This is a genomic window from Pseudoalteromonas sp. Cn5-37 (genome assembly GCF_021532495.1).
GTDB classification, from domain to species: Bacteria; Pseudomonadota; Gammaproteobacteria; order Enterobacterales; family Alteromonadaceae; genus Pseudoalteromonas; species Pseudoalteromonas simplex.
Genome location: NZ_JAKGBA010000001.1, coordinates 609,188 through 622,789 on the forward strand (window position 1 = coordinate 609,188; position 13,602 = coordinate 622,789).

Genomic DNA, 13,602 nt, shown 5'->3' on the forward strand with positions numbered 1-13,602 from the left:
GGGGGTTGTTATGGCGCATTTTATTGACCGACGCCTGAATGGAAAAAACAAAAGTACCTTGAATCGTCAACGATTCATCAGGCGTTATAAAAAACAGATTAAAGAAGCGGTATCTGATGCCATTAATAAGCGCAGCGTAACCGATACCACCAGCGGCGAGAGTATCTCTATTCCGCAACGTGATATCAGTGAGCCTATTTTTCATCAAGGACGTGGTGGCGACCGTGAACAGATCCACCCAGGCAATGACCAGTTTTCTACGGGCGACAAAATCAAGCGCCCGCAAGGAGGCGGTCAAGGTGGTGGTAGCGGCGAAGGTGAAGCCAGTGACTCTGGTGAAGGACAAGACGACTTTGTATTTTCTATTTCAAAAGATGAATACTTAGACTTATTGTTCGAAGATCTTGAACTGCCCAACCTGCAACAAAACCAGCTCGATAAACTGGTGCAAATGAAAACCCATCGCGCTGGTTTTTGTAACGACGGCATGCCAAGCAATATTGATATTGTTCGCTCATTACAAGGCTCGCTTGCTCGAAGAGTGGCGATGACTGCAGGCAAAAAACGCCACCTTGCAGAGCTTGAAGGTCAGCTCGCTCTGCTACAAGCTGAAGAGCAGCCAGACAAGGCAGCCATTGCGTTACTTGAACGTCAGATTGAGGAGCTGCAAAACCGCATAAAAGCAGTGCCATTTATTGATAATTACGACTTACGTTTTCGTAATTATGAAAAGCAACCACACCCAACAAGCAAAGCTGTGATGTTTTGTTTAATGGATGTGTCTGGCTCGATGGATCAAGCCACGAAAGACATGGCAAAACGCTTTTATATTCTGCTTTATCAATTTTTAACTCGTAGCTACAAAAATATAGAGGTTGTCTATATTCGTCATCATACCCAAGCGAAAGAAGTTGATGAGCAAGAGTTTTTCTATTCTCAAGAAACGGGTGGCACCATAGTATCAAGTGCATTAAAACTGATGAACGAAATCATCGCTGAACGTTATAACCCTGAAGAGTGGAACATTTACGCAGCGCAAGCCTCTGATGGTGATAACTGGGCTGATGATTCGCCAAACTGTGGCGAAATTTTACGTAATAAACTGTTAAAGGCGGTGCGCTATTACGCCTATATCGAAATTACCGCTCGTGCTCATCAAAGTTTATGGCGAGAGTATCAATCAATAGTGCAAACCCACGACAATTTTGCCATGCAACACATTCGTGGCGTTGAGGACATTTACCCTATTTTCCGTGAATTATTTAAAAAGAATCGTCAGCAGCAAGGCGCCGCATAGCCTTGCCAGTGAGGTAAAGTATGGCCGATAAACGTATTAGCGACGGTCCTGATTGGACATTTGATCTACTAACAGAGTATCAAACTGAGATTGAACGGGTAGCGAAAATTTATAAACTCGATACCTACCCGAATCAAATTGAGGTGATCACTGCTGAACAAATGATGGATGCCTATTCGAGTGTGGGTATGCCGATTGGCTATAGCCACTGGTCGTATGGTAAAAAATTCATTCAAACAGAGCAGAATTATAAGCGTGGGCAAATGGGCCTCGCTTATGAAATTGTTATTAACTCAGATCCTTGCATTGCCTATTTAATGGAAGAAAACACCCTGCCAATGCAAGCCTTGGTAATGGCCCATGCCTGTTATGGTCACAACTCATTTTTTAAAGGCAATTACTTATTTAAAACCTGGACTGATGCCAGCTCAATTATCGATTACTTATTATTTGCCAAAAACTACATTGCCAAGTGCGAAGAGAAATACGGTATTACCGAGGTCGAAAACCTGATTGATTCATGTCATGCATTAATGAATTATGGTGTAGACCGCTACAAGCGCCCGCAACGTATTTCTCTTTATGAAGAGCAAAAACGCCAACAAGAACGTGAAGACTACCTACAATCTCAAGTCAACGAGTTGTGGCGCACAATCCCTACTTCGCAGCAAGAGTCAAAAAAACGAGAACGCCGTTTTCCAGAAGAGCCACAAGAAAACATTTTGTACTTCATTGAAAAAAATGCGCCGCTGCTAGAATCATGGCAACGAGAAATAATTCGAATTGTGCGTAAAATTTCGCAATATTTTTACCCACAAAAACAAACTCAAGTGATGAATGAGGGCTGGGCTACGTTTTGGCATTACACCATTTTGAACCATCTGTACGACGAAGGTAAGCTCACCGATGCCTTTATGCTCGAGTTTTTACAAAGTCACACCAATGTGGTGTATCAACCACCCTACAACAGTAATTATTATTCAGGGATCAACCCCTATGCTCTTGGCTTTAACATGATGGTTGATATTCGCCGTATTTGCGAAAACCCAACAGAAGAAGACAAGAAGTGGTTTCCAGAGTATGCCGGCAGTGATTGGTTAGAAACCTTGCACTTTGCAATGCAAAACTTTAAAGACGAGAGCTTTATTAGCCAGTTTTTATCGCCAAAAATTATTCGTGATTTTAAGTTGTTTACCATTATTGATCATGAAAAAGAGCCAACCCTCAATGTCGGTGCCATTCATGATGAAATGGGCTATCACCAGGTGCGTGAAACCCTGTCGGCACAATACAACTTAAGTAATCACGAACCAAATATTCAAGTCTATAATGTTGATATTAGAGGAGATCGTTCACTTACTCTGCGTTATGTACCCCATAACAATATTCCTTTAAACAAGTCTAAAGATGAAGTACTAAAACACCTTTACAGGTTATGGGGCTTTAAGGTAAAACTGGAACAAGAAAGCGCAACAGGTGAAGTTTCATTATTGGGTGAATGCCCAAGCAGTGATGCCCGACACACAACAGAGTAACCAAAAATGAATAAAAAGATATTGGTGATCATCGACTCAACGGCCGATGCTAAAACATCTATATTACATGCAAGACAAAAAGCCAAAGGCATGAAGCATATTGATATTGTTGCTTTTAGCTACGAAGACACCAATAACATTTTATTCTCTATTCCACCTGATGAAGCGCTGGCTATTCAAGACAAAGAGCTTGCTAAAGTCCGTGCAGCACTTGGTCCACTTATCAGCGAGTATTTAGATGATGATAGCTATACTTTGCAAACCCTGTGGCATGAAAGCCCAGTACAATGGCTAGCCAATGAGCTTGATACGTCAGATTATGAAATGGTGATTAAAACTCGCCACATCGACGAAGAAACGCAATTTACAGAGCTAGACTGGCAGCTTATTCGCTTTAGCCCGCTGCCACTTTATTTGGCCGCCGATAACAAATGGCGTAACAATACCAATGTGCTGGCAGCCCTTGATTTAGGCAGTGAGAAGGCGACTAAATACTGTTTAAACGAAGCAATTATCAAAGCAGGCTTAGCCTATGCAAAAGACTACGACAGCGAGTTTTATGCCTGTTATACCGTACATGTATCACCGTTTTTACGTGATCTAGGCATTGTATTTTCAGATGAGCAAGTGATTAACGCCTTTGAAAAGCTACCCGTAGCACAGCGAACCTTAATCGAAGCGCACGACTTAAAAGACAAGCTTAAAATCAAAGCCGGTGTGGTTGAGCAAGTGATCCCAAGTGTTGCAGCTAAATTAAATGCTGACTTAGTGATTATGGGTTCGGTGGGTAATACAGGTATTAAAGGTCATTTAATTGGTAATACCGCCGAAAAAGTCATGAAGCTACTTAAAACAGATATTCTTGTTTTACCGCCACTTGGGGTTTAATCTGCTTAACTGAATAGAGTTACTATGAAAAAGGGGCTTAATTGCCCCTTGTTTGTTTATAAATCTGTGTAAGCTGTGACCTTGTTACGGCCGTTTTCTTTTGAGTGATATAAGGCTTTATCGGCAGCTTCAACCCACTTTTCGTAGCGATCAAACTTCTCGTCGAAGCAGGCAAAGCCAATACTGACCGTCAGTTGAATTTGTTTGCCATCAAAGTAAATTGATGAGTTCTCAATGAGTGTTCTTAATCGCTCAGCAAATATATGTGCACCTTCATGATCAGTATCAAGCAAGGTTACCGCAAACTCTTCACCGCCATAGCGACCTGCTAAGTCTGTTTCACGCAGAGTTTTACGCAGTAAGTCTGCAATATGACGCAGCGCCTCATCACCGCCGCGATGGCCATGTTCATCATTGACCTTTTTAAAGTGATCAATATCAAACATTAACAAGGTGCTACACCCGCCACTGCGCACTATGCGCATGTATTCTTTGCGTAGCTTTTCTTCCCAATAACCACGGTTAGTAAGCTTAGTAAGTGCATCGGTACGGCTCATTTGTTCAAGCTTGCTATTCGCTTCTTCTAGCTCTTTTTTATTCACCGCTTCATCGGTTACATCATAGATAATGATACAGATATGCGATACTTCACCTGTGGTCGTCGTCAGTGGAATAAAAGTGGCATTTTGATACATATGATCCGCTTTACCGGTAATTGGGCGGTAATTCTTAAAACGGAAAATATATGGCTGCTGCTCCCAAATAGTAAATGAGCGATTATTTAAAATGAACACAGACTCAGATTTGCTGCGAAACCACTTTTCATCGATTGATGGAAACAAATCAAACAGGTCTTTATCTTTCACCGCGCTTGGCAATAGGCCAGAATGGTTTTCCATAAACCCATTCCAGATGCATACTTTGTAGTCTCTATCGAGCACCACTAGGCCTACATCAACGGTATTAAACATATCCATTAACCAATGGAGTTCATTCATATTAAAATCGGCTGCAGGCATAGTTTAGTCTTCTAATAAATAAGCTACTTTGTACTTAAGGGTTTTTAATGAGTCCTCGGTGAACAGCAACATCAAATCACAGTTAATATTGTGATTTTCGATGCCATAGCTGATCTCAATCGCCAGCGTTCGTTGCCAGCGAGATTTATTCGCCTTTACTAAATCAGATACATCACAGTGTTGTCCCAGCACCACAGGATGACCTTGGCTAAAACGCATATCTAATTGGTGCGACAGTCCTGTCAGAATAGCCCCTATTAATATGTTACTCACATCCATTAATAGCTCTAATTCAACTTTATCGTTGAGCTCACCCTCATAATTCATTAACGAGGCGATTTCTTTAAAACTTGAATCATTTAACAGCAATAGTGCTTCGCCAGAAACACCGCCGCCAATAAAACCCTGACATACACCTGAGGTTGCGGCATTGGCATCAATCGAGCGCAAAGCCATATCTAGTTCATTGACTTCTAAAACATTTACATTAGGAATAGGAAGCTTTACGAATACATTAAGAAGACGCGCTAATAAGTCTCCAGCTTGCCCCATTGCGACATTGGTGAGTTCTTGGTAGATATCACGCACATCGGGATCAACTTGCTCACCTAGCTTATTAGCAAGACGCTCACGCATGGCTTTATCTTTAATACCATGATGTTCAATAATACTCGCTAGTTTCTCGGCGGAACAAGGTTTTTGAATAAAGTCGATTGCGCCTAACTCAAGCACACGTCGATGAGCATTAGGTTGGATGTCTCCAGATACAACAACAGTGAGAACATGAAGGTCTTGTTCTTGAATGGCTTGCAGTACTTCGTAACCATCCATTTCAGGCATGTTTAAATCGAGAAATAAAATTTCCGGCTGAATTTTTTTGATTTGCTCAATACAGTGAACACCATTTTCAGCAAACTCAATTTTTATATCCCAATCATCGGGTAAAGAGCGTGCTAATTGTCGACGTGCTAACTTTGAATCATCACAAACTAATACCGATGTTGACATATATTCTCTCTAAATCCACACTTTCTAACTAGCAAAAACATTAACTAGTAACTTTATTCTTATTTTTATATGTAAAAAATAGGGTCACAGGCACATGTTAATCAAACTAATGGTTATTTACAATTTTAAATTGTACTAATCCTTGGAGCCACTTCATGAGTATAATACACTGAAGTTAAATGCGTTAATTTAAAGGAATTTTATTATGTTACGTCCGCTAATGTTTGCATTAGGCGCTGTGTGCACGTTTAGTTATGCAGGTGATTTATCAGAAAATAGTTTAGACGCAGGTAAGGTTTCAGCCCAGTCTAAACCGGTTACTTTACTAGGGCAAGGTGTTGAAGTTGGCCAACAAGCGCCTAATTTTAAAGTAGTAGATGGCAACTTTACCCCCGTCACACTAGACAACTATCGAGGCCAAGCAGTGCTTTTAAGCGTTGTGCCAAGTTTAGACACAGGTGTATGTAGTATTCAAACCAAACACTTCAATGAAAAAGTAGCTTCAGAATACCCAAGTGTGGCGATGCTGACCTTAAGCGCAGATTTACCGTTCGCACAGAAGCGTTTTTGTAAAGCCGAGAATATAGACAAAATAGTGACCTTATCTGACTCTGTATGGCGTGACTTTGGTAAGAACTACGGTTTGATTATCAAAGATATGGGCTTGTTAACCCGTGCCGTATTTGTGCTCGATAAAGAACATAACATCGTTTACAAGCAGCTTGTCGATAACCTTTCAAAAGAGCCTGATTACGACAGTGCTATTGCGGCATTAAAGAAACTGTAAAAGCGCAATTTTAACTTGCAGTGATACAAACACAAAAAAACCGCCCAAGGCGGTTTTTTCATATCAGCAATTAGGCTATTAACCTAAAAGCTCACCAAGTTGTTGGCTAACAGCTTCAACAGCTTGAGTACCGTCTAATTTGTGGTACTGAGTGTTGCCTGCTTTCGCTTCAGCTTGGTAGTAATCAACTAATGGTTTAGTTTGGTCGTGGTAAATACCTAAACGCTTACGAACTGTTTCTTCAGTGTCGTCATCACGAATGATTAGGTCTTCACCTGTGATGTCATCTTTGCCATCAACTTTAGGTGGGTTATAAACAACGTGATAAACACGACCAGAGCCAGGGTGTACACGACGGCCGCCCATACGCTCAACGATAATTTCATCAGCAACGTCAAATTCGATAACGTGATCAACTACCACGCCATTCTCTTTCATTGCATCTGCTTGAGGAATAGTACGAGGGAAACCGTCTAGTAAGAAACCTTTTTCGCAATCTGGCTTAGCAATGCGCTCTTTAACTAGACCGATAATAATTTCGTCAGATACTAATTGACCTGCATCCATTACTTTTTTAGCTTCAAGACCAAGTGGTGTACCTTCTTTGATTGCTGCACGCAGCATATCGCCCGTAGAAATTTGTGGAATACCGTATTTGTCCATCAAAAACTGAGCTTGAGTACCTTTACCTGCACCCGGCGCGCCCAAAAGAATAATGCGCATATCATTGTCCTCTGTGTGATACTAATCTTAAAAATGGTCGATCAGTGGAGTTTTGTTTTTAGAGCCTGAATTCTTCCACAACTAAGGCTATACCTCAAGTAACTTATACCAATTGCCTATATTAGCGGCAATAAAAAAGGGAGCCTTGCTCCCTTTTCCAACTCATTGCGCTAAAACGCTTATTTGCTTAAATCTAGCATTAGTTTGTTCAAACGAGTTACAAAGCCTGCAGGGTCTTTTAACGTACCGCGCTCAGCCAGTAATGCTTGATCTAGAAGTACTTGTGACCACTGAGCAAACTTGTCTTCATCATGTTCAACATTTAAGTGTTTAACAAGCTGATGCTCTGGGTTAAGCTCAAAAATTGGCTTTTGCTCAGGCACCGTTTGACCAACTGATTCCATTAACTTTTGCATTTGCGAGCTCATATCGTGCTCATCAGCAACAACACATGCAGGTGAGTCAGTTAGACGGTGCGTAAAGCGTACGTCTTTAACGTTATCACCTAGTGCAGTTTTAATGCGCTCAACTAGGCCTGCAACTTCTTTTTCTGACTCTTCTTGCGCTTTTTTAGTTTCTTCGTCATCCATGTTGCCTAAATCTAAGTCACCACGGGTAATTGACTGGAATGATTTTTCGTTGAACTCTGTTAAGTAGCTCATCATCCACTCATCAACACGGTCGCTTAATAGCAACACTTCGATGCCCTTCTTACGGAAGATCTCTAGGTGTGGTGAGTTCTTCGCTGCAGCGAATGAATCAGCAACTACATAGTAGATTTTGTCTTGCTCTGGCTTCATACGCTCAATGTATTGCTCAAGCGATACATTTTGAGTGCTTTCATCAGTGTGTGTAGAAGCAAAACGCAGTAGCTTAGCAATGGCTTCTTTGTTAGCCGCATCTTCAGCTGGGCCTTCTTTTAACACCTGACCAAATTCATTCCAGAAAGATTGGTAATCTTCTTCGCGGTTTTTCGCCATACGCTCAAGCATCTTAAGTACGCGCGACGTACACCCTTTACGGATTGCTTGTGTTACTTTGTTGTCTTGTAAGATTTCACGCGACACGTTTAGTGGTAAGTCGTTTGAATCAAGTAAACCTTTCACAAAACGTAAGTAGCTTGGCATGAACTGCTCAGCGTCATCCATGATGAAAACGCGTTGTACATACAGTTTTAAACCTGATTGACGCTCACGGTTCCATAAATCGAAAGGTGCTTTTTTCGGGATGTATAACAGGCTGGTGTATTCTGTTTTACCTTCAACCTTGTTATGTGCCCAGCTTAGTGGCTCTTCCCAATCATGACCAATATGCTTATAAAACTCTTTGTACTCTTCGTCTGTTACTTCTGACTTATCGCGAGTCCAAAGTGCTGTTGCGCGGTTAATACCTTCCCACTCGCCTGGCTGTGCTGGAATTTTCTCGCCGTCAGGACCTTCAGATTCAGGTACCTCTGCTTTATACATCTCAACAGGAATAGAAATATGGTCTGAATATTTAGTTACGATGCTACGTAAACGGAACTCATCAGCAAATTCTGTTTCGTCTTCACGAAGGTGAAGAATGATTTCAGTACCACGTGATGGTTTATCAATCTCTTGTAATGTGTACTCACCTTCGCCTGCAGATTGCCATTCAATACCTTGGCTTTCACCTGCTTTACGCGTACGCACTGTTACTTTGTCAGCAACGATAAACGCTGAGTAAAAACCAACACCAAATTGACCAATCAATTGTGAATCTTTGCTTTGGTCACCAGTTAGGTTTTGGAAAAATTCTGCGGTGCCTGATTTTGCAATTGTACCTAGTGAATTGATCACATCTTCACGGCTCATACCAATACCATTATCAGTAATGGTGACCGTGTTTGCTTCTTTATCGGCACTGATACGTACTTTTAGTTCCGCATCGTTTTCGTATAAATCGCCATTAGAAAGCGCAAGGAAACGTAATTTATCTGCCGCATCTGACGCGTTTGATACAAGCTCACGTAGGAAAATCTCTTTATTAGAATAAAGAGAGTGAATCATCAGGTTTAATAGTTGTTTGACTTCTGTTTGAAAGCCTAATGTTTCTTTTTGTGCTGCAGTCATTGTGTAAATCTCCAATTAACAAAGTGTCTAATCTGCACTATGACTCTTTATATGGGGCAGGCTTTTTGAACTTCAAGGCAAAAAATTAAATTTACGGCTAAATTGGGGGGCTACACACAAAAAAGCCTGCTTAAAGCAGGCTTTTGATACCATATTAGGTATTAGTTTTGGTTTACGGCGCGTCGTCCGCTAAATGCGTGCATCAATGTCATACCATCAAGTAAGTCGAGCTCACCACCAACAGGGACACCGTGAGCAATACGAGATGCACCAACCTGATACTTATGACAAAGCTCAGCAATGTAGTGGGCTGTGGTTTCCCCTTCAACACTTGGATTGGTTGCGAGGATCACCTCATTAATGCCACCTTGTTGCAACTTGCTTTCAAGAATATCAAGGCCAATTTCTTTTGGCCCTATGCCATCAATTGGCGACAAGTGACCCATTAAAACAAAGTAAAGACCTTGGTATTGACCAGTTTGCTCAATAGCGAGTACATCGGTTGGTGATTCGACCACACACAATAAACCACTATCCTGGCGTTTAACACTTGAACAAATATCGCATACCGCTTGCTCTGTAAAAGTACGACAAGATTGACAATGCCCTACTTCATCCATTGCTTTGGTTAATGCATGGCCAAGCTGTTTACCACCTTGACGGTCACGCTCAAGCAAATGAAAAGCAATGCGCTGTGCCGACTTAGGGCCTATGCCCGGCTGGCATCGTAGCGCTTCAATTAGCTGTGTTAAACTAGGAGATAGTTGCATACAAAATCACTTAGAATGGCATTTTCATACCTGGTGGTAATTGCATACCGCCAGTTACTTTGCTCATGCGCTCTTGAGTTTCTTCAGCAACACGACGTACAGCATCGTTACACGCTGCCGCTAATAAATCTTCGATCATGTCTTTGTCGTCTTCCATTAGGCTGTCATCTAATTCAACACGACGAACATTGTGGTTACCAAGCATAGTTACTTTAACTAGGCCTGCACCTGCTTCACCTACAACTTCAAGGTTTGCGATTTCTTCTTGGGCTTTTTGCATGCGCTCTTGCATTTGCTGCGCTTGCTTCATCATGTTACCCATTCCACCTTTAAACATAACTGTCTCTCTTTCTAAACTACTTTAATTGGCATGAAGATAAGGGCTATTGTAACTAATTACAATGCCTGAATACTGTTTTCATCGATTATAGCGCTAAATAACTGCTGAAATTGCACTATATTTTCATCGCTATTTATTACATCAATCGCTTGTTGATGACGTCCCGCATCAATTTTTTGTTGAATCAAATACGGTGAATCAATTACGCCATCAGCAAACTCGATACTAAGCTCAACATTATGGCCATAAATTTCACTTAATGCGGCATTGAGCTTTTGTCTTAGCACAGCGCTATCTAAATGGCGCTGTGATGAATCAACTTCAATGTGCAGCTGATTATTCTGCTTGGTAAAGATTGAATGCAGCGCAAATTGGCGCATGCGACCACCCAGTCCCATGCGTTTAATTAAATACGCCCATTCGTCTTGTTCGTGTGCAAATTTAATACTGCTGATCGGGCTTTCAAAATCATCAGGTATCGGAATACTGGCTTCTTCAACTACTGGCTCTGGCGCTTTTTGTGGATTGATCTGCTCAAGTAACTCTGGCGCTAAGTTTTCGGTGATTGTTTGATGCTTTTCTCGAAAGTCGACTTTTTTTACTTTACTACTGCTCTCCCCCGTTTGCTGGGGGATGGTTTTTTTTACTTCAGCAGCCATTGCTTGCTGCTGAGGCTGAATGTTGGTCGCGGCTGTGCTTTGTTGCACTGGCGGCTCTGCTTTGGGCTTAGCTTCAGGCTGTGGTTCTGCTTTAGCATGAGTTTGCGTTGCTGCACCACTTAAACGCCCAGCACCTGAAATATTGCGATCTTGTAAAATACGAGCAATGGCCGACTGCGCCTGACTTTGCTGCTGTTGTAATTGTGCAGGTGCAGTTTGCTGTTGCTGAGGCGCAGATGCTTCATTGGCAGTAAAGCCCTGATCATAGGCGCTATTCATCACATCATCGTATTGCGCTGCAAGTGATGAATCCATTTGCGCATCATTATCGTCCATGTAATCTTGCGAAGAATACTCTGGTGATGAGTACTCAGCTGCAGGCACCTGCTCTGAGTGGCTTTGCTCTTGCTGTTGAGGCGCTGGTTGAACTTCAGCAACCATTGCAGTTTCAACTGATTGCTGAGGCTGTTGACAAACATCAGGCTGCTCTACTGCTGTTGCTTCAACTTGCTGGGCAGGCTCATGACTATGTGCCGTCTCTGCCTTGTCTGCTCGAATAGGCTCAGATTGTGTTGGCTGAGGCCCTGAAGGAACAGCAGTTGTCTGTGCAGAGCTATGTGCAACTGGTGCTTGCTCTGAAGCGGCTTGCTCACGTTGCGCCGTCGATTTTTTCAAAATATCACGCAGTGCACCGGCACCACTTGGCTTAACCTGTTGCTGGGTATTCGTTGGTGTTTGGCTTTGTGCAAATTGCGTAGGTTGGAATGCAAGCAGTCGCAACATGATCATTTCAAAGCCAAGTTTAGCATCGGGTGCCCACTGCAAATCTTTTTTACCATTGAGTAGCAATTGGTAGTAAACCTGCATCTGCTGTGCATCAGTGGTTTGTGCCACCTGTTCAATAAAATCTCGGTTAGTATCATCAAGTGCCGCTGCACTAGGCACAAGTTGCACAAGCTGAATAAGATGCGTCAGGGCAATTAAATCGTCGAGCAAGGCTACAAAGTTAGGGTTTCGGCTAACGACCGCTTTTACTTCTTGAAGTAATGCATCGCCATCTTGGCACAGTAACGCTGCTAACATGGTTTGGCTATATTGAGTATCCATCAAGCCAAGCATAGTTTGCACAGCCTGATGATTAATATTGCCATTGGTTTGCGCAATTGCTTGGTCTGTAAGACTCAATGCATCACGCATACTACCATCGGCTGCCTTAGCTAAAATAGACAATGATTTATCATCGAAACTTAGCTGTTCTTGATTAAGAACATGGGCAAGCTGATCATGAATTTCTGATTGCGACAAAGCATTTAAATTAAACTGTAAGCAACGCGATAAAATCGTCACGGGTAGTTTTTGCGGATCGGTTGTCGCTAATAAAAACTTCACATGCTCTGGCGGCTCTTCCAATGTTTTTAGTAATGCATTGAAACTGTGCTTTGACAGCATGTGAACTTCATCGATTAGGTATACCTTGTGACGACCACGTGTTGGTGCGTATTGAACGTTATCAAGGATTTCGCGGGTATCTTCTACTTTGGTACGTGATGCCGCATCGATTTCTAATAAATCAATATAACGGCCTGCTTCAATGTCAGTACAACTTGAACATTGGCCGCATGGCTCAGCAGAGATACCCTTATCGCAGTTGAGACTTTTTGCGAATATACGTGCAATGGTTGTTTTACCCACCCCACGGGTTCCAGTAAAGAGATAAGCGTGATGGAGTCTATTTTGTGTTAATGCATTAACTAATGCTTGTTTAACATGAGACTGCCCCACTAACTCGTGAAAGGTTTGTGGTCGCCATTTCCTTGCTAGAACCTGATAACTCATTAATTATTCGCCTTCGAATTCAACCAACTTTAAGATTTTGATGCCCATATCAGCAACTCGTTGCTCACCACCCAGCTCAGGTAAAGAAACAACAAATGCCGCATCAGTTGCGTTACCGCCAAGTTTAGCAACTAATTTTGCCGTTGCTTCGATTGTGCCACCTGTAGCCAGTAAGTCATCTACTAGTAACACTTTATCGCCAGGGACAATTGCGTCTGTATGAAGCTCAAGAATATCTTCACCATACTCTAATTGATAACTTTGTGAAATCACTTCGCGAGGAAGTTTGCCTGGTTTACGAACAGGAATGAATGGAATACCTAGTGCGTAAGAAAGTGGTGCACCGAAGATAAAACCACGAGATTCAGTACCGATGATTTTTGTAAAACCTTGGTCTTTATATGCTGCAATAAAGCTGTCGATGGTTGCTTTAAATGCGTCAGCATTAGCCATTAAAGTAGTTACGTCGCGGAACATAATGCCCGGCTTTGGGTAATCAGCGATCGTTGCAATGCTCTGTTTGATGAGCGTTGAAGTTGCTTGAGTCATAATTATACTGCTCAAAAAGTTTATCTAACAAAGCTCGAGAGTATAACATCACCTTAGTAGAAAGTCGGTAGCAAGTTTCGAAATTAATCACTTAACAA

General features: G+C 42.0%; 12 protein-coding genes. 4 read left to right on the top strand and 8 right to left on the bottom strand.

Going from position 1 to position 13,602, the window contains the following annotated elements; all coding sequences use genetic code 11:
* Nucleotides 1-10 precede the first annotated feature (10 nt).
* The 3 genes from L1266_RS02720 to L1266_RS02730 are packed head-to-tail and all read left to right on the top strand — an operon-like array spanning nucleotide 11 to nucleotide 3,720.
* Nucleotides 11-1,297, top strand: coding sequence for a YeaH/YhbH family protein (locus L1266_RS02720; protein WP_130167088.1), 1,287 nt, complete (start codon nucleotides 11-13; stop codon nucleotides 1,295-1,297).
* Nucleotides 1,298-1,317: 20 nt separating this feature from the next.
* Entirely contained in the window at nucleotides 1,318-2,832 is a 1,515-nt protein-coding gene (locus tag L1266_RS02725; protein ID WP_138616001.1) for a SpoVR family protein, read from the top strand.
* A 6-nt stretch (nucleotides 2,833-2,838) separates the two neighbouring features.
* Nucleotides 2,839-3,720, top strand: a complete 882-nt coding sequence (locus tag L1266_RS02730) for a universal stress protein (protein ID WP_166338066.1) — start codon at nucleotides 2,839-2,841, stop codon at nucleotides 3,718-3,720.
* Nucleotides 3,721-3,776: 56 nt separating this feature from the next.
* On the opposite strand, the gene L1266_RS02735 is transcribed toward L1266_RS02730, so the two are convergent.
* Together L1266_RS02735 and L1266_RS02740 are read right to left on the bottom strand one after the other, a co-directional pair.
* Nucleotides 3,777-4,739 carry a sensor domain-containing diguanylate cyclase gene (locus tag L1266_RS02735; RefSeq protein ID WP_054551542.1) on the bottom strand — a complete coding sequence of 321 codons (963 nt, stop codon included), beginning with the start codon at nucleotides 4,737-4,739 and terminating at the stop codon, nucleotides 3,777-3,779.
* A gap of 3 nt (nucleotides 4,740-4,742) precedes the next feature.
* Entirely contained in the window at nucleotides 4,743-5,747 is a 1,005-nt protein-coding gene (locus L1266_RS02740; protein ID WP_054551543.1) for a response regulator, read from the bottom strand.
* Nucleotides 5,748-5,952: 205 nt separating this feature from the next.
* On the opposite strand from L1266_RS02740, the gene tpx reads away from it, so the two are divergent.
* The gene (gene tpx, locus L1266_RS02745; protein ID WP_054551544.1) at nucleotides 5,953-6,534 is read left to right on the top strand and encodes a thiol peroxidase; all 582 of its coding nucleotides are present in this window, start codon (nucleotides 5,953-5,955) and stop codon (nucleotides 6,532-6,534) included.
* Between the two features lie 78 nt (nucleotides 6,535-6,612).
* Here the strand turns inward: tpx and adk are convergent, their stop codons facing one another.
* The 6 genes from adk to apt all read right to left on the bottom strand — a co-directional run bounded on the left by adk (nucleotide 6,613) and on the right by apt (nucleotide 13,504).
* The gene (gene adk, locus L1266_RS02750; protein ID WP_036967590.1) at nucleotides 6,613-7,257 is read right to left on the bottom strand and encodes an adenylate kinase; all 645 of its coding nucleotides are present in this window, start codon (nucleotides 7,255-7,257) and stop codon (nucleotides 6,613-6,615) included.
* Between the two features lie 179 nt (nucleotides 7,258-7,436).
* On the bottom strand, nucleotides 7,437-9,350 hold the full coding sequence (htpG, locus tag L1266_RS02755) for a molecular chaperone HtpG (protein ID WP_235376805.1): 1,914 nt from the start codon (nucleotides 9,348-9,350) through the stop codon (nucleotides 7,437-7,439).
* Nucleotides 9,351-9,511: 161 nt separating this feature from the next.
* Complete coding sequence (gene recR / locus L1266_RS02760; protein WP_054551546.1) at nucleotides 9,512-10,120, bottom strand: recombination mediator RecR; 609 nt, start codon at nucleotides 10,118-10,120, stop codon at nucleotides 9,512-9,514.
* A gap of 10 nt (nucleotides 10,121-10,130) precedes the next feature.
* Nucleotides 10,131-10,457: a YbaB/EbfC family nucleoid-associated protein gene (locus L1266_RS02765; RefSeq protein ID WP_054551547.1), complete on the bottom strand. Its 327-nt coding sequence runs from the start codon at nucleotides 10,455-10,457 to the stop codon at nucleotides 10,131-10,133.
* A 59-nt stretch (nucleotides 10,458-10,516) separates the two neighbouring features.
* Nucleotides 10,517-12,955: a DNA polymerase III subunit gamma/tau gene (gene dnaX / locus L1266_RS02770; protein ID WP_235376806.1), complete on the bottom strand. Its 2,439-nt coding sequence runs from the start codon at nucleotides 12,953-12,955 to the stop codon at nucleotides 10,517-10,519.
* A gap of 3 nt (nucleotides 12,956-12,958) precedes the next feature.
* The gene (apt, locus tag L1266_RS02775) at nucleotides 12,959-13,504 is read right to left on the bottom strand and encodes an adenine phosphoribosyltransferase (RefSeq protein ID WP_054551549.1); all 546 of its coding nucleotides are present in this window, start codon (nucleotides 13,502-13,504) and stop codon (nucleotides 12,959-12,961) included.
* Between the last annotated feature and the right edge of the window lie 98 nt (nucleotides 13,505-13,602).